At 45.0% G+C, this 21269-nt stretch carries 20 protein-coding genes and 1 rRNA gene; 19 read left to right on the plus strand and 2 right to left on the minus strand.

Features of this window, described 5'->3' with window-relative positions:
- Window positions 1–44 precede the first annotated feature (44 nt).
- Window positions 45–1569, minus strand: a 16S ribosomal RNA gene (locus DWY79_RS01825).
- A gap of 611 nt (window positions 1570–2180) precedes the next feature.
- Between DWY79_RS01825 and DWY79_RS01835 the strand changes: the two genes are divergently transcribed.
- The 10 genes from DWY79_RS01835 (at window position 2181) to DWY79_RS01875 (ending at window position 8758) form a co-directional block, all read left to right on the plus strand.
- Window positions 2181–2792 carry a DUF4373 domain-containing protein gene (locus DWY79_RS01835; protein WP_048926875.1) on the plus strand — a complete coding sequence of 204 codons (612 nt, stop codon included), beginning with the start codon at window positions 2181–2183 and terminating at the stop codon, window positions 2790–2792.
- Window positions 2695–3309, plus strand: coding sequence for a DUF6633 family protein (locus DWY79_RS01840; RefSeq protein WP_087345024.1), 615 nt, complete (start codon window positions 2695–2697; stop codon window positions 3307–3309). Before DWY79_RS01835 ends, DWY79_RS01840 begins: the two co-directional genes overlap by 98 nt.
- On the plus strand, window positions 3296–3523 hold the full coding sequence (locus DWY79_RS01845) for a DUF4248 domain-containing protein (protein WP_005863971.1): 228 nt from the start codon (window positions 3296–3298) through the stop codon (window positions 3521–3523). Before DWY79_RS01840 ends, DWY79_RS01845 begins: the two co-directional genes overlap by 14 nt.
- Window positions 3524–3771: 248 nt before the next feature.
- On the plus strand, window positions 3772–4218 hold the full coding sequence (locus DWY79_RS01850; RefSeq protein WP_227713785.1) for a hypothetical protein: 447 nt from the start codon (window positions 3772–3774) through the stop codon (window positions 4216–4218).
- An 11-nt stretch (window positions 4219–4229) separates the two neighbouring features.
- Window positions 4230–4451 carry a hypothetical protein gene (locus DWY79_RS01855; protein ID WP_005863967.1) on the plus strand — a complete coding sequence of 74 codons (222 nt, stop codon included), beginning with the start codon at window positions 4230–4232 and terminating at the stop codon, window positions 4449–4451.
- 69 nt (window positions 4452–4520) lie between these two features.
- Window positions 4521–4811, plus strand: a complete 291-nt coding sequence (locus DWY79_RS22465; protein WP_005863966.1) for a hypothetical protein — start codon at window positions 4521–4523, stop codon at window positions 4809–4811.
- 39 nt (window positions 4812–4850) lie between these two features.
- Window positions 4851–6014: a 6-bladed beta-propeller gene (locus tag DWY79_RS01865; protein ID WP_048926877.1), complete on the plus strand. Its 1164-nt coding sequence runs from the start codon at window positions 4851–4853 to the stop codon at window positions 6012–6014.
- A 16-nt stretch (window positions 6015–6030) separates the two neighbouring features.
- On the plus strand, window positions 6031–6171 hold the full coding sequence (locus DWY79_RS22540; RefSeq protein ID WP_005863964.1) for a hypothetical protein: 141 nt from the start codon (window positions 6031–6033) through the stop codon (window positions 6169–6171).
- Between the two features lie 153 nt (window positions 6172–6324).
- A complete protein-coding gene (locus tag DWY79_RS01870) occupies window positions 6325–7539 on the plus strand; it encodes a 6-bladed beta-propeller (protein ID WP_122368744.1) in 1215 nt (404 codons plus the stop codon).
- 7 nt (window positions 7540–7546) lie between these two features.
- Complete coding sequence (locus tag DWY79_RS01875) at window positions 7547–8758, plus strand: 6-bladed beta-propeller (protein ID WP_008773300.1); 1212 nt, start codon at window positions 7547–7549, stop codon at window positions 8756–8758.
- A 75-nt stretch (window positions 8759–8833) separates the two neighbouring features.
- Here DWY79_RS01875 and DWY79_RS01880 read toward each other — a convergent pair whose 3' ends face one another.
- Window positions 8834–9949 (minus strand): ATP-binding protein, encoded by a 1116-nt coding sequence (locus tag DWY79_RS01880; RefSeq protein ID WP_005863959.1) that lies wholly within the window; start codon window positions 9947–9949, stop codon window positions 8834–8836.
- A 184-nt stretch (window positions 9950–10133) separates the two neighbouring features.
- On the opposite strand from DWY79_RS01880, the gene DWY79_RS01885 reads away from it, so the two are divergent.
- The 9 genes from DWY79_RS01885 (at window position 10134) to DWY79_RS01925 (ending at window position 21267) form a co-directional block, all read left to right on the plus strand.
- On the plus strand, window positions 10134–10568 hold the full coding sequence (locus tag DWY79_RS01885; protein ID WP_005863956.1) for an HU family DNA-binding protein: 435 nt from the start codon (window positions 10134–10136) through the stop codon (window positions 10566–10568).
- The gene (locus DWY79_RS01890; protein ID WP_008773299.1) at window positions 10565–11035 is read left to right on the plus strand and encodes an N-acetylmuramoyl-L-alanine amidase; all 471 of its coding nucleotides are present in this window, start codon (window positions 10565–10567) and stop codon (window positions 11033–11035) included. Before DWY79_RS01885 ends, DWY79_RS01890 begins: the two co-directional genes overlap by 4 nt.
- A gap of 70 nt (window positions 11036–11105) precedes the next feature.
- Window positions 11106–12080 carry a FecR family protein gene (locus DWY79_RS01895; protein ID WP_122368745.1) on the plus strand — a complete coding sequence of 325 codons (975 nt, stop codon included), beginning with the start codon at window positions 11106–11108 and terminating at the stop codon, window positions 12078–12080.
- A gap of 262 nt (window positions 12081–12342) precedes the next feature.
- The gene (locus DWY79_RS01900) at window positions 12343–15486 is read left to right on the plus strand and encodes a SusC/RagA family TonB-linked outer membrane protein (RefSeq protein ID WP_122368746.1); all 3144 of its coding nucleotides are present in this window, start codon (window positions 12343–12345) and stop codon (window positions 15484–15486) included.
- Between the two features lie 19 nt (window positions 15487–15505).
- The gene (locus tag DWY79_RS01905; protein ID WP_008773297.1) at window positions 15506–17074 is read left to right on the plus strand and encodes a RagB/SusD family nutrient uptake outer membrane protein; all 1569 of its coding nucleotides are present in this window, start codon (window positions 15506–15508) and stop codon (window positions 17072–17074) included.
- 72 nt (window positions 17075–17146) lie between these two features.
- Complete coding sequence (locus DWY79_RS01910; RefSeq protein WP_036611143.1) at window positions 17147–18691, plus strand: Gfo/Idh/MocA family protein; 1545 nt, start codon at window positions 17147–17149, stop codon at window positions 18689–18691.
- A 98-nt stretch (window positions 18692–18789) separates the two neighbouring features.
- Window positions 18790–19596, plus strand: a complete 807-nt coding sequence (locus DWY79_RS01915; protein WP_005863943.1) for a DUF1080 domain-containing protein — start codon at window positions 18790–18792, stop codon at window positions 19594–19596.
- Window positions 19597–19602: 6 nt separating this feature from the next.
- On the plus strand, window positions 19603–20325 hold the full coding sequence (locus tag DWY79_RS01920) for a galactosamine-6-phosphate isomerase (RefSeq protein ID WP_057317643.1): 723 nt from the start codon (window positions 19603–19605) through the stop codon (window positions 20323–20325).
- 15 nt (window positions 20326–20340) lie between these two features.
- Window positions 20341–21267 carry an ROK family protein gene (locus DWY79_RS01925; RefSeq protein ID WP_005863941.1) on the plus strand — a complete coding sequence of 309 codons (927 nt, stop codon included), beginning with the start codon at window positions 20341–20343 and terminating at the stop codon, window positions 21265–21267.
- Window positions 21268–21269 lie beyond the last annotated feature (2 nt).

Consider the following 21269-nt stretch of genomic DNA (forward strand, 5'->3'; position numbering starts at 1 on the left):
GGACATCGCCGACACTTGGCCAGCGACGGAATCCTTCGCTCCAGAAAGGAGGTGTTCCAGCCGCACCTTCCGGTACGGCTACCTTGTTACGACTTAGCCCCAGTCACCAGTTTTACCCTAGGCCGATCCTTTCGGTTACGGACTTCAGGTACCCCCGGCTCCCATGGCTTGACGGGCGGTGTGTACAAGGCCCGGGAACGTATTCACCGCGCCATGGCTGATGCGCGATTACTAGCGAATCCAGCTTCACGGAGTCGGGTTGCAGACTCCGATCCGAACTGAGACGTGGTTTGGGGATTCGCTCCCTGTCGCCAGGTGGCTTCCCTTTGTCCACGCCATTGTAACACGTGTGTCGCCCCGGATGTAAGGGCCGTGCTGATTTGACGTCATCCCCGCCTTCCTCGCAGCTTACGCTGGCAGTCCCACCAGAGTCCTCAGCATCACCTGTTAGTAACTAGTGGCAAGGGTTGCGCTCGTTATGGCACTTAAGCCGACACCTCACGGCACGAGCTGACGACAACCATGCAGCACCTCGCAAACGGCTATTGCTAGAAAAGGTGTTTCCACCTCGGTCCGAATGCGTTCAAACCCGGGTAAGGTTCCTCGCGTATCATCGAATTAAACCACATGTTCCTCCGCTTGTGCGGGCCCCCGTCAATTCCTTTGAGTTTCACCGTTGCCGGCGTACTCCCCAGGTGGATCACTTAACGCTTTCGCTGTGCCGCTTACACTGTATCGCAAACAGCTAGTGATCATCGTTTACTGCGTGGACTACCAGGGTATCTAATCCTGTTTGATCCCCACGCTTTCGTGCATCAGCGTCAGTCATGGCTTGGCAGGCTGCCTTCGCAATCGGGGTTCTGCGTGATATCTAAGCATTTCACCGCTACACCACGCATTCCGCCTGCCTCAAACATACTCAAGCCCCCCAGTTTCAACGGCAATTCTATGGTTGAGCCACAGACTTTCACCGCTGACTTAAAAGGCCGCCTACGCACCCTTTAAACCCAATAAATCCGGATAACGCTCGGATCCTCCGTATTACCGCGGCTGCTGGCACGGAGTTAGCCGATCCTTATTCATAAGGTACATACAAAACAGGACACGTCCCGCACTTTATTCCCTTATAAAAGAGGTTTACGATCCATAGAACCTTCATCCCTCACGCGACTTGGCTGGTTCAGGCTCGCGCCCATTGACCAATATTCCTCACTGCTGCCTCCCGTAGGAGTTTGGTCCGTGTCTCAGTACCAATGTGGGGGACCTTCCTCTCAGAACCCCTATCCATCGTCGGTTTGGTGGGCCGTTACCCCGCCAACTGCCTAATGGAACGCATGCCTATCTATCAGCGATGAATCTTTAGCAAATATCCCCATGCGGGGCCCCTGCTTCATGCGGTATTAGTCCGACTTTCGCCGGGTTATCCCCCTCTGATAGGCAAGTTGCATACGCGTTACTCACCCGTGCGCCGGTCGCCGGCGGGTATTGCTACCCCCGCTGCCCCTCGACTTGCATGTGTTAAGCCTGTCGCTAGCGTTCATCCTGAGCCAGGATCAAACTCTTCGTTGTTTAAATTGTTTTATGTCCTCGCTCCGGAATCCGTTATTGTAGTCCAAAGTCATACTTCTTTGACGGTATCAATCCGGAAAATTAATTTTCCTAATACTTGTACTACTTGTTGAATTATGTAAATCTCTCAAAGAACTCTCTCGCTATCGTTTCTCGATTGCGGCTGCAAAGGTAAGGACTTTTTTTTAATCTCCAAATTTTTCGGTGAAAAATTCTCGATTTATTTTCTCTCGTCGATCTCCGGGCGGTTGGAAATTATCGCTTGGCCCAGCCAACCTCATCCCCTACCCAAGGATACCTCCACGTTTCCATCATTTCTGAAGCGCCGTTCTCTCTCGAATGCGGGTGCAAAAGTAATGCTATAAAACATACGGTCCAAATTTATCGGGCATTATTTTGCAAGTTTTTTACGGCAACGGATATCGGGTACATTATAATATAGGATACCCTATTTAGAGTCTATATTCATCTAAAATAACTAAGTTCGCATCAAAATAGAGTTGGAAGAGAGTGTCGAATTTCGTTTTCGAGTTTGTTAGCCGAACCTTAAACCTATTTCTTCATCCCTCGTACGGGAAACTAATCTGAATGCCACACTAAATTAAAAAATTATGTCGAGACCAATCAAGAAAGGATTAAGTTATTTTCCACTGGACACCGATATGCTGTCCGATCGAAAAATACGTCGCTTATTTCAAAATTATGGATGCGAAGGTTTCTCCACCTACATGGCGATCCTGTGTGAAGCGTATGGCACCACGGGATATTACATCCGATACACGGACGATTTCTGTTTTGATATCGGATTTACGCTCAATCTGAAGGAAGAACAGATCCGTGAGATCATCGGATTTTGTGTTGAGATCCGATTATTTAATCAGGAACTATTCGCCCTGCAAGGAATCCTCACATCTTTCGGAATCCAATCCCGCTATCGGGAAATCAACAAGCGGAGCATATCCCGTATCTCCCCCGAATGGGAAATCCGGGAAGAGACCGCCCCTATTTCTACGGTAGAAATATCGGTTCCTGTTACAGAAACCCCGGTTTTAGCGACAGAAACAGCCCCAAAAGGAAAAGGAAAAGGAAATAAAACAAACACGGTAACAAAAATTCAAGCTAGAAATGAACATTCGACCTCAAATGATAACGGAGAGGCAGGCCGCAGAGCCGAGTTACTCCAAATGGCAGCCAACGCCACAAGCGCTAGCCGACATGCGTAAACGATACGGAGACGCCCAAGGTTTCCTATCGATATTCACCCCCGATCTACAGATCGCCGCCGCCCGTCACCCGGAGCGGACCTATACGGGCACGGCCCCTACGCTGGCCACGATAGCCGTCGGCTACGGTGAACCGGTAGCTATCGTATGGATCTGCATCCAGCTGGAGAACGTAAACCTGTTCGCGGGGGTAAAAGAGAAAATGCCCGTCAGCCGCCAAAAAGAGCTGTCAGCCTTGATTCTCACAGAGTACCCATTTTTAAAGGCTTCCGAGATACTCCTTTTCTTCCACCGGCTGAAATGCGGACGGTACGGACGCTTCTACGGATCGGTGGATGCCTTGACCATCACGACCTCGCTCCTGCAATTCATGGACGAGCGACGGAAAGAGAGCGTCCGCTACCGGCAACCGGACACGGCAGCTCCCGCCACGACCACCCCCTCCTCGAGTGGTATCACGTATGAAGAGTATTTAAGATTAAAAAAACAAAAACAGCAACACCATGAACACGAATAGAATCTATGGCCATCAAGAGTTGGCCCTTTTATATTTCCCGAACGTACTCCCCTCCTCGGCCTCCACACAATTGACCCGTTTCATCCGCCGGGACCCGGAGCTACTGTCTGCCCTCGAAGCCATCGGCTATCGTAAAGGCATCCGCCTTTACACGCCCTTGCAAGTGCGGACCATCGTCGATCATATGGGTGACCCCGAGAATTGGAATCTTTAATTTCCAAGCCTCAATTATCAATTTTCCATTATTAACGGCATAACGGTGATTTCTCCCGTAATCCAACTCTTTTTTTCGAGCGAATCACGGCCGTAAATGTTCTCAAAAAAACACGTACATGTTTTTCGAAAAACACGTACGACTTTTTCCGAAAACACGTACGTCTTTTTTTCGGGTACAAATCCCGACATTGACCGACACTGACCGACTGCCCTTTTTTCAGTCTCTTACCTTTGCGGAAAAAAGAAATGATGAATAAACTTGTATGTATCGGGCTAATTACCCTATCCGCATTGTCTTGCTCGGTTTCACGAGATAACAAGCAAAGGCTGTATAAACACGAGAAAGACTCCCTCTCGGCAATCCGTATCGACCATCTCTTTCGCCAAGCCAAAAGCGACAGCCGGAATCACCTATCGGCCACCCTGCGCCAAGTAACCTTCTCTTCCCCCGACAGTTCCGGGCGGCAATATCCGCTGTCCGTGACCACCGCCACCCTGCAAGAACAATCCCGGCGATCGGCAACAGACACCTCTTCCCTATCCAGCGCCCAACGATCCACGCAAACCAGTACCGCCACGCACGTATCGCAGGAGAGCAAGGAGCGAAAAAGACAGGCGACCCCTTGGTGGCTATGGCTAGCGCCGGGCCTTGCCCTCATCGTGATTCTCAAAAAAACGACCTCGACAAAATAAAAACTCATCCTATGAACCATAAAAGAAATAAGTATCAGAAAAGAATAAATATACAATTAACAGTAGCCGTGATGTTATGCCTAGCCGGCCTCTCGCTGCTGTTCATGGGATTCTGGTGTAGCCCCACGGGAGAGATCCATAATTCCGTATTAATCGGCTTCGGTGAGGTCTCCACTTTCGCCGGCGCCCTATTCGGGGTGGATTACAAATATAAGGAGAAAAGGAACTATTAAGAAATAAGAAAACGGTAGGTGATAGTATAAATTTTTTTATTACTTTTACCCCTTACATATAATGGACTTATGAGAAAAACCTTTGTTTACCTCTTAATACTAGGCTTAACCTATTTTATTTCTTGTGATAGGCCAAACCATCACCCTTCAATCTTCCAGAAGGTAGAGAGATTAATGCCCCAACATCCGGATAGCGCCTTGGCACAAAAACAGTGGGAACAAGCGGCTTTATTATCCAAACGCTATGAGTTATCGCATGATTCCATAGAAAAAGCACGTCTGGAACAAGAGCTGGAAACAGAAAAGAATAAATGTATAACCTTGAGCAAAAGAAAAGACGTTCTAACCTATGTCATGTAAAAAAATAGCGGAATAAACAATAAATAAAATAATAGGCAAATGAAAACATTCAGTTTTATAGGAGTAACCATCCTGTTTGTAGTGACAGGGTGTGGAGGCAGTCATTCATCGACCGATGAGTTTATTACCGTAGATGTAAATGAAAGTTATTCAACCAAAAAAGAACTGGTACTGCAAGACTTCATGGATGTGGAATACATTCCTCTGGAAACAAACGATGAGTTTATTAATCAGGGATATGTACAAGCGGTTGGTGAAAAATACATAATAGTGGCAAATTATAATAATGATGGGAATATATTCGTATATGACCGGAGCGGAAAGGCCATCCGTAAGATAAACCGTAAAGGACAAGGAGGGGAAGAATATATAAATTTTAGATGTGTTACGTTGGACGAAGAAAACAATGAAATATTTATAAATGATCACTATAAGAAAAGAATAAAGGTTTATGATTTAGAGGGAAATTTTAAACGCAGTTTGAAGCAGAAAACAGAAGGTGACTCTCAGTTCTATTGGGAAATATTCAATTATGACAAAGAAAATCTGATTTGTTACGATGAAATCAATGCTGAGATACCCTTCCTGCTCGTATCGAAGCAGGACGGGAGCATAACCAAGGAAATAAGACCTTCCTTTAAAGAGAAGAAGTACTTTTTTCAAGTCTTACGGATGGAAAATAGTACAAGAGCTGCCGGACCGGGATCTTACAGCAGAATCACTCCGTTTAATGGTAATTGGATTCTATTAGAACCCTCATCAGATACGATCTACACATTGATGCCCGATTGCAGTTTACGTCCGTTTATCGCACGAACGCCACCTATCCATACCATGGATCCGGAAGTGTTCTTGATTCCGAGGTTGATATCCAATCGCTATTATTTCATGGAAGGTATAAAAAACGTATATGATTTCAGGAAAGAAGAAGGATTCCCTAAAACCTACTTTGTGTATGATACCCAAGAAAAGGAGTTTTCTAGGTATATTATATACAATGGAGATTATACTTCTAAAAATGAATTCTATATGGTTATGCTGACCCCTATCAATGCCCAAGGTGAATCATGGGCTACCCTGAACGCTTTCGATCTTTGCCGGGACTATCAAAAGGGAAAGTTGAAAGGCAAACTAAAAGAAGTGGCCGCGACATTGGAAGAGGATGACAATCGGGTGGTAATGTTGGTGAAATCTAAAAAGTAAAAAAATATCAACAGTGATGGAAAACAATTCATCAGCTGGTGGTCATAGGGAATCACGCCAACACGAAGGATGCCGTCATCCGGATAAGGCATTGGAACGATCTGAGGTGAACATAGAGGGCTTTACTACCAACAAAAAGAGCCTCAATAAATGCTAGACAACACCTTTACGAAAATATCGGAGATATTATTTGCTTATATACAGGAAGAAGTATATGTTTGTCGTGAGGACTCTGTAAACACAAATCATCATTCCATTTTCATGGAATGATTCAACTTGTGTAATATTCATTGTTTAAATAATAAAACGCATGAATAAAATCATATATTACGTATCGATCACGTTACTAACGGTTGTTTCCTCATGCGGAAATAAAGAGACAAATGTATCCAGAAAGTTGACCTTGGATAATTGCCCGGTCATAGCACAGGTTATTAATCTGCAAGGAGATCCGGTGACTAATTTAGACTTTTCTTCCGTAAAGGATACATTCAATTTACCATTAAGCTCCTTGCTATCTTCCTTTCAAGTTATTCGCCTAGAAAATTCGGAAGACGCACTGACCGCCGCAGGACAAGATACCCATATAGCCGTGAGTGACCATTATATTTTAGTGAAATCTTTTAGGGCAGGCTCTTCCTGTAAGCTCTATAACCGTAATGGGGATTTCATCAGAAAGATCTCCTCCCAAGGACAAGGGCCGGATGAATATAACTTATCTATTTATGATCAGTATTTAGATGAAAATAATAATAAAATCTATCTAATGGAGATTCGTGCCTCTAAGATATTAGTGTTTGACCTCGACGGGCAGCCACAAAAACACATTCCTCTGGCCTATATAACCCATAAAGGACGATTTGTTATCAATGACGAGAAAAAAACAGTAACCGTCATGTGCATACCTTTTCAGGGAACTCCCACCGCATTGATCTGGACACAGGATTTCGAAGGCAATATCATCCAAGAATATCCGGTCTCCGACCAATTCATGTTGATCCCAAGCACTTACGATTATGAGGCACGGGAGTCCTTGAATACCAACGCTTCCGACTTCTATCTTCATAATTGTATAGCCTCGCAAGACACACTTTATCATTATGACATAGACTCGAATACGCTACACCCTGTTTTTACGATGCATACGGGTCATGAGCCGATCTGCCATTATTTCACGGAGCTGCCCAATCACTTTCTAGTCACTTGGTATACGCAAACCTCTTGGAATAATGAGTTACCCCGTTTCCCGAAAATCCTAGTAGACAAACAAAGCCTTAAAGGTTGTTTCGTGAATTTGAAATGGAATATGCTAGGGAATATAGATGGGCCTACCAATCCGTCCTTCAATCGAGGTTATTTCACTGCGATCATGGAACCTTACGCATTAAAAGAGCAATTGGAAAAAGTTTTGATTTCCAATCAAAAACTATCTCCGGAGGTGTTGAGAAAAGTAAAAGAGTTGAATAATCGAATTACCGATGATGATAATTGTATCGTCTTTATAGGAAAATTGAAAACAAAATAAAAGAAACATGAAAGCCATAATCACAATCTCAGCGATATGCATACTTTTAACGGTAGGATGCAATCGAAACCCAGAGAATCCGGATAAGTTGCGAACCATACTTTTCGAGCGATGCATAGAGACAGAGCAAAAGATGAAAATCTCCGAGATAGCCGATACCATTGAGTATTTAGAGTTGAAGACTCCACATGATATCGTAATCTCCCGCATCTTAAACATTGTCTGCGGTGATAATTTCTGGTTGATTCACACAAGGCAAGGAATTTACAAATTTACAAGAACCGGTGAATTCGTTAAACAGATAGGCCGTCAAGGACAAGGACCCGACGAATATCTCTATATTCTAGGCATAGATATAAATCCTACTCGAAAAGAGATCATCCATGCGGATACGCAACAGATCTTATATTATGATTACGATGGAAATTTTCTTCGGAAGGAGAAAATTAATGATTACTTTTTTAATATAGTCTTTGTGGATTCTGTATTATGGACTTGTAATCTTTGTATGCATATAGATAAATATATGGCTTGCGCATTGAGTTTAGCGGGTGATACCGTTACTGTCATGCCCAATCCGAATTATGGGATAGAGAGTCTCAACGAGGGATTTTCTTTTGTCTCCTCCTCTGAATTGAGAGAATTCTCGAAATATAAAGAGAATGTTTATATGAAAACCCGCTCGTCAAGAGATACCGTATATCAGTTATCGGGAACAAAATGGAGACCTTATCTCTATCTAGATATGGGTAAATACCAGATGCCCATAGAGTACGAGGCTTGGTATTCCGAGGACGCATATAACAAAAATGCGATTAATTATTGGAATATACCAAGATTGGAGGAAGACGATCGTTACTTCTTTTTCACCGCAGTCAGGCAAAAGCAGACTCAACGGGGAGAGAATGAGAATGATTACAAATTCGTGATTTACGATAAAAAAGAGAGGGAGGGTTTTGTTGTGAAAAATGAGGACGGGATGAAAATCACCGACGATATTTTAGGTGGCCCCAATTTCTGGCCTCGTTGGAGTACTAACGACCTATACATTACGACCATGGAATGGTTCGACCTAGCGCAATGGATAAAGGATAAGAAACGCACCCTATCCCCTACCTTGCAAAAACAGTTCGAAAGTTGGGGAGAAGACACAAATCAACTGATCGTGTTGTGTAGAAAAAAGAGAACAAATATTTTGGCATTTGGGCAAAGAAGATAATCCCATCATAATATTAATGGAATAATTTTTGGTAGTACGAGCGAACTGTGTCAACTAAATATTTTTCATCCGTTGTCATATCCGGCTGAGCCAAATAGACATGAACCTATCATACACGATATACCCATCCGGTTGCCTCAATATAAACTCCTTATCTATTAATATCCTTAAGGAAGTATTCACGCTACTCACCGCCTTCAAATCATACTTTTTGATGAAGGCGGCAGCATTGACCTCCCGGACGATCCCTTCCTTGGCGATCGCTTTCAATAGCTGGATTTGATTAAATGTCAACAATTGGAAATAAGTCTGGTAGGTATATTCTTCTTCCCGTAAGATCTCCATCATGAGAGAATCAAGAAGCTCCGGAGAAAGTGTTTTTTCCGGTAAAGCGAAGAGACGGTTCAAAAGATATTGCACATACCAAGTATGCCCATCTACCCATGTGTACACCTTATCAAATATTTCTTCCGGAAGCTCCTTCCCTTCCTTCTCGAAGAAAGAATGGGCAAAGGAAAAATACACCTCCTTGCTGATCTTGTCTAAAAATAATTTCTGGGTGGATTGATAGAAGGGGCGCTTGATTGAGAAGAATATATATTCCATCAAGTGCTTTTTACTCCCCGAAAAGATAAAATGAACATTCGGCAAAAATTGAATATAAGAACGCAATAGGCCTTCCACCCCTTTCTCCGGATATTCCATGATTTGCTGGAACTCGTCAATAGCCAGATAACATTCTCTTCCAGACTGCCGCAAGTAGTCGAAAATCTCCTTCAGCGTCTCCTCCTCTTTCGAAGGGACGATATCCAAGGATACAGACGGAATGCCCGATAACTCATCCATTGTTATCACGGGACGGCAACTCTTAAAAAAAGAAAGCAAGGTCTTCAGCGTAGATTGAGAGAGACTATCCAGCTTACCTAAGATCTCCCTTCCCAACAAAGCGACAAACTCACGCAAATTTTGAGTAGAGAAAATATCTAAGTAGAAGCACTTGGCATTCTTCTCCTTTTCTTGTAGCGTATAAAAAACATTCTTGATCAAACCGGTCTTTCCCATACGGCGAGGGCTTACCAACGTGATATTTCTCCCATTATGAAGAGCGGATAAAATCACTTCTGTCTCTTTCTCCCGATCACAAAAATATTCTGGACCTTGATAACCAACTATTAAAAAAGGATTATTCATATTCAGCACCTTATTTGCATTACGCAATTCACGTAACGCAAATTACGTAATAAAATACCAGAATAACAAGTAAACCGACTACTACTTACATATCCCGACACTCACCGACACTCGCCGATTCCCGTTTTTCAGAGGGTCTATCTTTGCATTGTCATTAGTAATTAACCTTTTAAAATTTAAAATTATGGCAGTGAAATTTAAAGTAGTAAAGCGTAAGGTATTGAACGGCGCAGAGAAAGACTCAGTAAAAAACTACGCGATCGCTAAAACGTCGGGGACTTCGGACCTCAACAAATTATGTAAACTGATTTGCTCTCGCTCCACGCTTTCGTCGGCGGACGTGAAAGCGGTGCTCGATTCATTAAACTGGGCGATGGATCTGGAACTTTCCTCCGGCAACGTGGTGCAATTGGGAGAATTTGGAAACTTCCGTATGTCTATTAACTCCGAAGGAACGAATACGCCCGAGGACTTCGACGCCACCAAGATAAAGGGGGCACGTATTATCTTTTTCCCGGGCTCGGCCCTGCGGACTACCCGCAATGAGGTGAATTTCGAGCCTCTGGAGGTTACGAAAAAGAGCGCAGGTTCTGATAGCGAAAGCCCGGACGAGATATGAGAAAAATTGACCTGATCGTGATTCATTGCTCGGCAACCCGTGAGAATACGGACTATAGCCCGAAGCAACTGGAGAGTGACCACAAGGCACGGGGATTCCTCCGTGCCGGTTACAACTTCTACATCCGTAAATCGGGAGAAGTGGTGAACCTGCGCCCGCTAGAGCAAATTCCGGCTCATGCGAGAGGACACAACAAACACAGCATCGGGATTTGCTACGAGGGTGGACTGGACATCACCGGACAGCCACGGGATACCCGCACACAGGCTCAAAAGACCTCGTTGTTACGTTTGATCCGGCATCTCTTAATCTGCTTTCCCGGCTCATGGGTCTGTGGGCACCGGGATCTCTCGGAGGACTTAAACGGAGACGGGACGATCTCGCCGGATGAATGGATCAAACAATGCCCCTCATTCAACGCGATCCCCGAATACAAAGAACTCGTGTATGAGCTACGAAAAAAATAAGTAAAAAATCTATGCTCCCACTAAGGGTTTTCAAATTTGGTTGCGACTATTAGTATAGAAACAACTTAAAATGGAGAATAGCATAGATCATATTATCACAAGGATATTAAGTGGCAACAGCTCCTCGGAAGATTTTCTTTCGCTGAGCGAATGGCTGAACGCAGACGAAAAGAACAAAAAAGAATTTCGGTTGCTAAAGAGTTATTGGGATGCGGAAGTCTCGTTCAGCCATTCCTTAATGCCTAATGTGTCCCTCGATAATTTGAGAAAGAAGATCGACGATCAAAGCAGGCAAAAGAGATTGAGGCTGATCCGTTTCATCGCTACTCCCATTGCGGCGGCAATCGCCTTTCTTGTTCTGTTTTTCGCTACGACGCACTTAAATACCCGGGAAGGGAAGGTTCAGCAATTCTATACCTATATAACCGATAAAAATAAATCTCATTTTACATTGGATGATGGTACGAAGATCATTTTGAACCGGAATAGTCGCTTTACCTACTCTGACGCATACGGTACGGATCAGCGAAAGGTTAATTTGGAAGGAGAAGCCTATTTCGAGGTGGCGAAAAATCCGGAAAGACCTTTCATCGTCGATATGGGAAATGCCTCCATACGGGTATTAGGAACGACCTTTAGTGTAAAAGCCGATAAAGGGAAGGATCAGATCACAGCCGTCCTGCTGGAAGGGTCTATCCGTTTCGAAAGCCCGACACAACAAGTCTTACTCGCTCCCAACCAGCAACTTACATTCATCCGTTCAACGAACAAGATTGATATCCAATCCGTCAACGCAAAAGAAAATCTGGCATGGAAAGACGGCTTGCTAAAGTATAAATCAATAGCGCTTTGTACCTTGCTGAATGAGCTTGAGAAAAGATACGAGATCCCGATCCATATAGAAAACAAGAGATTGCTGGACCCGAATGTCACTGTATCCGGAACATTCAGCGAGGATCAATCTTTAAAGGAGATTTTACAAGTAATATCTCGCAGTTTGCCGATCAAATGGTCACAAAGAGATGGAACTTACTATATTCAATAAAATAAAAATATCAACACATCTTAAAAAAACAAGCAATGCCTATGAGATAACACGGATCATATCTTTCAAAAAAACAAAACCGGCTGCAAAAATACAGCCGGCCCCATTAAAAAGAATTAATTCCTGCTTCTGCTACTCCACGACCAAATTTTGTGGCAGACGCATATTATCAACCTTTTATCAGTACAAAAATATGGAAAATGTTTCGTATTATAGGTCTTTTAGGTCCAAAGACTTAAAAAAAATGCTCTCGGTCCTAAAAATGTCCTTTATTTTACTTTTCTTGACACTGTTCCAAGCGGTAGCGACTAATTCCTATTCACAATCTGTAACGATTTCCGTGAAGACAGATCAGGCCCCGCTAACCGATCTATTCGCTATTATAGAAAAACAAAGCGATTTCTTATTCTTCTATGTGGATTCTGACGTAAAGAACGTAAAAGTGAGCGTGAACGCAACCGATAAGTCCATAGAAAATATCTTATCGCAAGCACTACGCAACACGAGTTTGAAATATTCGATCGAAGGACGGAATATCAATGTATTTAATAAAAACATTGTCGCCCAGCAAACTAAAAAACGTATTACCGGTGTCGTTAAAGATGCGGAAGGAAACGCTATTATCGGCGCTAACGTTGTCGAGAAAGGCACGACCAACGGTACGATTACGGATCTGGACGGTAAATACATGATGGAAGTATCCTCAAACGCGACCCTTGAGTTTTCCTATATCGGTTACATGACACAGTTGCAACCGGTAGGCGGCAAAAACGAGATCAATGTAAACCTGAAAGAGGACACTCAAAAACTGGACGAGGTAGTCGTAGTAGGTTACGGTACACAGACAAAACGTGAGATTACCGGTTCTATCACCAATGTGACCGCTGAGGATTTCAACCAAGGTCTGACTCGTAACGCAGCGGATTTGTTACAAGGTAAGGTGGCAGGTTTAACGATCAATACGGGTTCCGGCGACGTAACGGGCAACTCGACGATTCAATTAAGAGGTATGTCAACCTTGCAAAAGGACCAAGGTCCGTTGGTTGTTATCGATAATGTACCGGGCATGGACATGTCTACGGTTAATCCGCAGGATATCGAATCTATCTCTATCTTGAAAGATGCGTCTTCAGCCGCTATCTATGGTTCCCGTTCAGCGGGTGGTGTTATCCTTATCACTACGAAGAAAGGTTACGCCAGCAAACCGACCATCGCTTATAATGGAGCGTTCGGTGTATCTACCTTGGCCAACAAGCCGAATCTGCTGACGGCGGACCAATGGCGTAGCTATACTTCCTCTACCCCGGGTAAGGATGGTAAGGATTTTGACATGGGAGCGAACACGGATTGGTTCGACGAGATCACGAGAATCGGTTTCCAACAGGATCATGCCGTGTCTTTATCAGGAGGTGGTTCACACCATAACTATAGAGGTTCCCTTTCTTATATGCAACGTGAAGGTATCGCACGCGATAACTCCATGAACCGTTACAACGCCCGTTTCCAATTCTCCCAACGTGCGCTGGAGGATCGTTTGAAAGTAAGCATCACCGGCGTGGCTACCGTTACGGATAACGCACCGACAAATACGACAAACTTCTTGCTTGCCTACAATATGATTCCCGTACGTCCGGTTAAGCTAGAGGATGGATCTTGGTTCGACACACGTGAATACGACCAAGGAAACCCGGTACGTAACCAGAAAGAGAATACACATAAGAACCGCATCAATAATTTCTATGGAACCGCTGATGTCGGTTATACAATTATCGATGGCTTAGAGGCTAAAGTTCTTTTAGCTAAAAGCCGGAACACGGAAGATGAGAGTAAATACAGTAGCATCGAGTCTCAAGCCGGCTACAACGATGGCGGTAAGGCCGAACGTTGGTCGAGATTGCGTGATAAGGATTTGATGGAATGGACCGCCAATTACTCGGCAGAGTTCAATAAGCATAAGATCAATGCCTTGATCGGTTATTCTTGGGAAGAAGAGAATTATGAGGAGACTCACGTACAGACCCGTGGTTTCGTCACTGATTTATTAGGTGCTAACAATTTAGCCGCAGGACAAAATCTGAATCCGGGAGACGCAGAGTCTCAAAAATGGCAAAGTCGCCTGATCTCTTTATACGCAAGAGCCAATTATAGCTTCAATGAGAAATATATGTTGACAGCTACCGTACGCCGGGATGGTTCTTCTAAATTTGGAACGAATAACAAATGGGGTACCTTCCCTTCCGTTTCCGTGGGTTGGAATATCACCCAAGAGTCATTCATGGAAAAAGTAAACTGGCTTAACGACTTAAAGTTAAGTGTCGGTTATGGTATCACTGGTAATCAAACAGGATTGGACCCCTACAAAACCCTCGAGCTTTACGGCACAGATGGTGTATATTATGATACCGGTTCTTGGTTGCCTTCTTATAAGATCAGCCAGAACGCCAATCCGGACCTAAAATGGGAACAAACAGCGATGTTGAACATCGGACTTGATTTCTCCGTATTGGATAGCCGCCTAGGAGGTCGTATCGAATGGTATAACAAAAAGACCTCTGACATGCTTTATACCTATCCGGTACCAACCCCTCCTTATTTATATAATAAGATCATGGCAAACGTAGGTGATATGCGTAATACGGGTATCGAGTTGAGTTTGAACGCAGACGCTATCCGCACAAAGGATTTCGACTGGAACATTTCCTTGAACTTGGCTCACAATGAAAATGAGGTAACTCGTTTATCCAACGATGTATTCACGATGGATAAGATCTTATTAGGTGACGTATTCATCCGGGGTGGAAGCTCTAGAGGTACGCACGTATTGGAAGAAGGACGTCCTATCGGACAATTCTATGGCTTGGTTTGTAACGGTATTGACGAGAACGGTAGATATATCTTGGTAGATAAAGACGGCGACGGCGAGATTTCCGATCCGGCGGATTACGACTACATCGGTTCCGCACAGCCGAAATTGACTTACGGTATCACCAACTCTTTCCGTTACAAGAATTTTGACTTATCATTCTTCTTGCGTGGAACGATCGGTAATGATATATTGAACGCGACCCGCATGGCATACGCTCAATCCGGATTCCTGCCGGGAACGAATGCGCTGGACGATCCATTGACCTATACGTTAAGCGAAACTCCTAGATTCTCCAACTATTATTTAGAGAAAGGATCTTTTATGCGTCTCGACAACTTGACTTTAGGTTATAAGATCAAAGCTTTGAACGGTATCCGTGTTTATTTCACGGCACAAAACCTATTCGTTATCACGAAATATAAAGGTCTTGATCCCGAAGTCCCTATGGATTCAGGAGACGGTTTAACCCCGGGTGTAGAACCTCGTGAATTTTATCCGAAGGCACGCACATTCTCTGTTGGATTAAACTTGAATTTCTAATACATAAACAGTAACGATCATGAAAAGATTATTCAAAAATATAATATGTGCCGTACTCGCTCCGGTAGCGCTTGTCTCTTGCATGGATTTGGACGAGAACGTATACGACAAACTTCCTACCGACGAATTCGGGACAACGGAAAAGCAGATCAACGCAATCATGGCTCCGGCATATCAATCTTTGAAAAATATGCTAGCCTACGACGGTCCTTGGGGGGCGGCCGATATGACAGCCGATATCTTGATGGCACCGACACGTGTAGGTGGTGACTGGTGGGACGGTGGACAGTATATGGAACAATGTATGCATAGCTGGAAACCGAACTCTTACTCTGTAGAAAATTGCTGGGATTATTGTACGGGAGGCCTAACTACGGTTAACTCCGTATATAATATTATAGAGAAAAGCGAAGCCATGAGCGATGAGCTTAAGCTTCAATACTTGTCCGAGTTAAGAGGATTACGCGCTTTCTGGTATTATGTAATCGTAGATATCTTCGGTAACGCTCCACTAGTGACAGATTTTGAGGATACCTCCTTACCCTCCAGCACAAGCCGTGCGGACATTTATAAATATGTGGTTAAGGAATTAACCGAGATCATCCCGAACTTGCGCTCCGATGTATCAGATGCCAGCTACGGTAAGTTTACGCAAGGTGCAGCCCGCATGGTATTGGCGAAGATGTACCTCAACGCCGAGGAATGGATCGGTGAACCGAACTGGAAAGGTGTTGTGGAGCAGTGCGACGAGATCATGAAACTCGAATATATCATCGAACCGAATTGGAAAACCAATTTCGAGGTTCATAACGAGGTATCACGAGAGATCATTCTCCCGATCTGCTACAAGGCATCCGATGAGTGGGGCAACTCTATCCATCTTTGGACATTACATTATCTGGATCCCGATGTATTAGGTTTCACCGGCGGTATGTGGAACGGTATCAACGCCCAACCGGATTTTGTTCGTACATTTGATACGGAAGATCCTCGTTACGAAGGTTCGTTCTTGATCGGCCCGATGATCGACCCTAGCACGGGAGAGATTTTGAAAACGACCCTAGGACATGACTTGATCCATACGATCGACTTAAATGTAGTAGCGGGAACAGAGAAAACCGATGCGGACGGTAACTTAACCCCGTGGGGCGAGGTTCACCAAGAAGACGGCGCACGTATCAATAAGTGGGTATATGAGAAAGGCATGCAAAATACCAATATGGAGAACGATATCGCTATTTTCCGTCTGGCCGATGTATACCTGATGAAAGCGGAAGCCTTGGTTCGCATGGGCGGGGATCTCGGTGAAGCTACTCGTCTGGTAAACGCTATCCGGGAAAGGGCTTATGGTAATTCCGATCATAATTACACGAGCGTGACATTAGATGATATTTATAACGAGCGTGGTTATGAGTTGGCATTCGAATTTGTCCGCCGCCAAGATATGATCCGCTTCGGGACTTATCTGAAACCGAGATATATGAAGCCGAAACAGACTCCGGAATATCGTAAGATCTTCCCGATCCCGTTCAAGGCTTGGCAGAAGAACAATAATTTGGTTCAGAACCCGGGATATCCGGCATTCTAATCATATCAGTCTGTTTTTAATATCAATTCTTTAGACCCCAATTCAATTATTAATCATAATATGAACAAATTTATGAAAGAGGTAAATAAACAATCCAGTCCAACTGGAATCTCTAGAAGGGAATTCCTTGGGATGGCAGCCACAGGCGCTGCCGCCCTTACGATCCTGCCCAGCTTTACCGTAGCGGGATTAGGACATGTAGCTCCCAGCGATAAGCTTTATATCGCGAAAATAGGCTGCGGCGGTATGGGAGCCGCCGATTTGGGTAGCTTAATGAATACGCCGCATAAGAACGCGGCGATCACCTGTCTGTGCGACGTGGATGACCGTCAGTCTGTCGACGCTCGCAAGACCTACCCGAAGGCGAAGTATTTCAACGACTTCCGTGAGATGTACGAGAAGGAAGGCAAGAACTTCGATGCCGTATGTATCTCCACCCCGGATCATAACCATGCGATCCAAGCTTTCGGCGCTATGCGGATGGGTAAGCACGTATATCTGCAAAAACCGATCGCGCACGATATTTACGAGGCACGTATCCTTACCGAGGCTGCCAAGAAATATAAGGTCGTGACCCAGATGGGTGACCAAGGTAACTCTTGCGACGGTATGCGTACCCTTCGTGAATGGCTCGAGGCAGATCTGTTGGGTGACATCCAGAAAGTATATTGCTGGACCAACCGCCCCGTATGGCCGCAAGGTATTCCTTGGTCGAACCAGAAACCGCCTGTTCCTAAAGGCTTGAATTGGGATTTATGGTTAGGAACAGCGGAGTATGTAGACTATGTGGATAATTTGGTTCCGTTCAACTGGCGTGGTTGGTGGCGTTTCGGTACAGGCGCTCTTGGAGATATGGGTTGCCACATCATCGGCCCTCCATTCAAATTGCTTCAATTAGGCTATCCGACCGAGGTTTCTTGCAGCACGACCAATGTTTACTCCGGAATCTTCGAAGAAGCCTATTATCCTGAAAGTTGCCCGGTAGCCAGCTCGATCCGTTATAAATTCAAGAAGAAAGACGGAAGCGACTTGAGCCTATATTGGATGGACGGCGGTATCATGCCAGAACGTTTCGAGGAGATCGACCCAGATGCCGATATGACCTGCACGATGGGAGACTTGGATATGATGGACGTGGAAGGCGCAACCGTATTCGTAGGTACGAAAGGTATGGCTTCTTGCGGCTGGGGTGGTTCCGATCCAAGATTCTGGCCGAAGGGGGTAAAGGCGAACAAGAAACCTTTATTCGACAAAGACGTGAACATTCCTCATAAATATAAACGTATCGAAGGGGGTACGAATGGCCACTATTGGGCATGGATCGACTCTTGTATCGCAGGGTACGACAAGGCGGACGTAGAATCTCCGTTCGAAGGATACGCCGGTCCGTTGACGGAGACCGTATTGATGGGTAACTTGATCTTACGGAGCCATAATATCCGGGAACAAGTGAAACATAACGACTCGATCTACGGAGAGCGTGAAGGCTTCATCTATCCGGGAAGAAACAAGACTTTCCTATGGGATGGAGCGAATATGCGTATCACCAATTTCGAGCAGGCGAACCAATTCATCAAGCGGAAATACCGCGATGGATGGGAAGACCTGAAGTTATAAAAGCTAACAGGAATCTAACGGTAACCTAACAGGAACCTAACAAATTCCTAATAATTATCTAACAAGTTTCTAACAAACAACAAACATTCATAATAGCGATGAAAAAGATTTATAGCAGTATTATGGCCGTAGCCTTATTCGCATCGGCCTTGTCATGTACCTCCGGCGGTAATACCAACGATGCCGGAACGCAAACCGCCCAAACCCAAGCCCTTGATAGCGACGGTATCCCTACGGGAGGCGAGTGGATCACGATGTTCGACGGCAAGACCTTGAACGGATGGCGCGGCTATTGCCGTCAGGATGTACCCCAAGGTTGGGTGGTTGAAGACGGATCGATCACCTATAAAGGTAGCGACAATAAGGCAGACACGGGCTTCGGCGACTTGATCTACGACAAGAAGTTCAAAAATTTCGTTTTCGAGATCGAATGGAAGATCGACAAGGCCGGTAATAGCGGTATCTTCTATACAGCGCAAGAAATTGAGGGTACACCTATTTATTACTCCAGCCCAGAATATCAGTTACTCGACAACGAGAATATGCCGGACGCATGGGAAGGTTGCGACGGTAACCGTCAGGCCGGTGCCGTATATGACATGATTATGCCGGATCCACAACCCGTAAAACCGTACGGAAACTGGAACAAGACGAGAATCGTTGTCTATAACCAACGCGTGATCCATTACATGAACGACGTGAAAGTGCTGGAATTCCAGTTCGGTACACCGGTATGGCGCGCGTTAGTGGATCATAGTAAGTTCAGCAAGTTCAGCACGAGTCCGGAGAAATGCCCGGAAGCTTACGACTTGATGCTACAATGCGGAAAACAACCGGGTTACATCGGTATGCAAGATCACGGTTATGGTGTTTGCTTCCGCAATATCCGAATCAAAGAGCTCTAAAATCGTATGAGAATAGAGATTTGTCAATCTTATGAGGCATTAAGCCTTAAGGCAAAAGAGATTGTTACCTCAGAGTTAGGGCAGCACAAGGCACTTACGCTTTGTGCCGCCACTGGGGGCTCTCCTACCCGGATGTATGAGTTGCTGGTAGAGGAAGCCGGTCGCCAACCGGAATTATTCTCCCAATTCACGGTACTAAAGCTTGATGAATGGGGAGGAATCCCGATGGACCACCCGGGTACGTGCGAGTCGTATCTACGGAACTATTTCGTAGGTCCGCTTCAAATCCCGGAAGACCGGTATATAGCGTTCCAAAGCGATCCGGAGAACCCTGAGGCGGAATGTGAGCGGATCCAACAGATACTGGATCAAAAAGGCCCTATCGACATTTGTATATTAGGAATAGGGATGAACGGCCATATCGCCTTGAACGAGCCGGCTCCTTCCTTGCATACGAATTGCCATGTGGCTCATCTGTCCCAGAAATCCTTGCAACATCCCATGATCGCCGGGGATACGGAGAAACCGGGATACGGACTGACATTGGGCATGGCGAATATCTTTCAGTCACGCCTGATTATCCTTCTTATCAACGGGATAAAGAAAAGGGAGATTACTCAAGCTTTCCTTGAACAGAAGATCTCGACGGAGTTGCCGGCCTCCTTATTGTGGCTGCACCCGAACGTGATTTGCCTGATCGACGGGGAAGCGGCGCATAGTTCTAATTAAGCTTTTACAATTATCATGAAATACGCTATCGCATTAGACATTGGAGGAACAAGCATAAAATATACTCTTGTGAACCAGAATGGCGACATTCTTTACGAATCGTCGGAAACCACACAATCAAAAGAGAATCCACGCCCATTATCCGATACCATAAAAAGTATCGTACGGAAAATGACAGACTACGCCCGTTCCCGGGATTGGGGGATTTACGGAATTGGCATAGGTGTACCTTCCGTAGTAGATAATGGGGTGGTTCTCTTTGCCAATAATCTTCCTGAACTAGATAACCAACAATTGGATCTTGCGTTAGCGGAATTTAATCTACCGGTATTCATCGACAACGACGCAAACCTTATGGGGTTGGGCGAGGTGATATATGGGGCGGCTAAAGGTCTCTCCGATATCGTTTTCCTGACGGTGGGTACCGGCATAGGGGGCGCCTTGTTCTTGAACGGCCGGCTTTATGGCGGCTACCGGAACCGGGGCACCGAACTTGGGCACTTAATTATTCATGGTCTGAATGGGAATCAATGTACTTGCGGAGCGTCCGGTTGCCTAGAGGCACACGCTTCCGTAAGTGCGTTGATCGCCTTATATCGGCAATTATTGGAGAAGAACGGACGGGAGATACCTTCCCGTATCGATGGAAAATATATAGTAGAGCGCTATAAAGCTCAAGAGAAAGAGGCCGTACTCGCTATGGAGGATCATTTCCGGAATCTGTCCCTAGGCGTAGCGAGCCTTATCAACATTTTCGCTCCGCAAAAGGTGATTATCGGCGGAGGCATTTCGGAATCCGGAGATTTCTACATTGACAATATACGGGAGCAGGTCGGGAAATACGTGATGAAGGAAACCTCGTACTTCACGACTATCGAGCTTGCCCGATTAGGAAATAAGGCCGGATGCCTCGGGGCGGCGGCATTGGTGTTTAATCATTGAAT

This window comes from Parabacteroides sp. AF27-14 (genome assembly GCF_003635425.1).
GTDB classification, from domain to species: domain Bacteria; phylum Bacteroidota; class Bacteroidia; order Bacteroidales; family Tannerellaceae; genus Parabacteroides; species Parabacteroides distasonis.

What these genes read in the sequence shown, in the direction of transcription:
- DWY79_RS01835 (WP_048926875.1), top strand. Translation starts at nt 2,181, where the DNA reads ATGTCGAGACCAATCAAGAAAGGATTAAGTTATTTTCCACTGGACACC.
- DWY79_RS01840 (WP_087345024.1), top strand. Translation starts at nt 2,695, where the DNA reads ATGAACATTCGACCTCAAATGATAACGGAGAGGCAGGCCGCAGAGCCG.
- DWY79_RS01845 (WP_005863971.1), top strand. Translation starts at nt 3,296, where the DNA reads ATGAACACGAATAGAATCTATGGCCATCAAGAGTTGGCCCTTTTATAT.
- DWY79_RS01850 (WP_227713785.1), top strand. Translation starts at nt 3,772, where the DNA reads ATGATGAATAAACTTGTATGTATCGGGCTAATTACCCTATCCGCATTG.
- DWY79_RS01855 (WP_005863967.1), top strand. Translation starts at nt 4,230, where the DNA reads ATGAACCATAAAAGAAATAAGTATCAGAAAAGAATAAATATACAATTA.
- DWY79_RS22465 (WP_005863966.1), top strand. Translation starts at nt 4,521, where the DNA reads ATGAGAAAAACCTTTGTTTACCTCTTAATACTAGGCTTAACCTATTTT.
- DWY79_RS01865 (WP_048926877.1), top strand. Translation starts at nt 4,851, where the DNA reads ATGAAAACATTCAGTTTTATAGGAGTAACCATCCTGTTTGTAGTGACA.
- DWY79_RS22540 (WP_005863964.1), top strand. Translation starts at nt 6,031, where the DNA reads ATGGAAAACAATTCATCAGCTGGTGGTCATAGGGAATCACGCCAACAC.
- DWY79_RS01870 (WP_122368744.1), top strand. Translation starts at nt 6,325, where the DNA reads ATGAATAAAATCATATATTACGTATCGATCACGTTACTAACGGTTGTT.
- DWY79_RS01875 (WP_008773300.1), top strand. Translation starts at nt 7,547, where the DNA reads ATGAAAGCCATAATCACAATCTCAGCGATATGCATACTTTTAACGGTA.
- DWY79_RS01880 (WP_005863959.1), bottom strand. Translation starts at nt 9,949, where the DNA reads ATGAATAATCCTTTTTTAATAGTTGGTTATCAAGGTCCAGAATATTTT.
- DWY79_RS01885 (WP_005863956.1), top strand. Translation starts at nt 10,134, where the DNA reads ATGGCAGTGAAATTTAAAGTAGTAAAGCGTAAGGTATTGAACGGCGCA.
- DWY79_RS01890 (WP_008773299.1), top strand. Translation starts at nt 10,565, where the DNA reads ATGAGAAAAATTGACCTGATCGTGATTCATTGCTCGGCAACCCGTGAG.
- DWY79_RS01895 (WP_122368745.1), top strand. Translation starts at nt 11,106, where the DNA reads ATGGAGAATAGCATAGATCATATTATCACAAGGATATTAAGTGGCAAC.
- DWY79_RS01900 (WP_122368746.1), top strand. Translation starts at nt 12,343, where the DNA reads ATGTCCTTTATTTTACTTTTCTTGACACTGTTCCAAGCGGTAGCGACT.
- DWY79_RS01905 (WP_008773297.1), top strand. Translation starts at nt 15,506, where the DNA reads ATGAAAAGATTATTCAAAAATATAATATGTGCCGTACTCGCTCCGGTA.
- DWY79_RS01910 (WP_036611143.1), top strand. Translation starts at nt 17,147, where the DNA reads ATGAAAGAGGTAAATAAACAATCCAGTCCAACTGGAATCTCTAGAAGG.
- DWY79_RS01915 (WP_005863943.1), top strand. Translation starts at nt 18,790, where the DNA reads ATGAAAAAGATTTATAGCAGTATTATGGCCGTAGCCTTATTCGCATCG.
- DWY79_RS01920 (WP_057317643.1), top strand. Translation starts at nt 19,603, where the DNA reads ATGAGAATAGAGATTTGTCAATCTTATGAGGCATTAAGCCTTAAGGCA.
- DWY79_RS01925 (WP_005863941.1), top strand. Translation starts at nt 20,341, where the DNA reads ATGAAATACGCTATCGCATTAGACATTGGAGGAACAAGCATAAAATAT.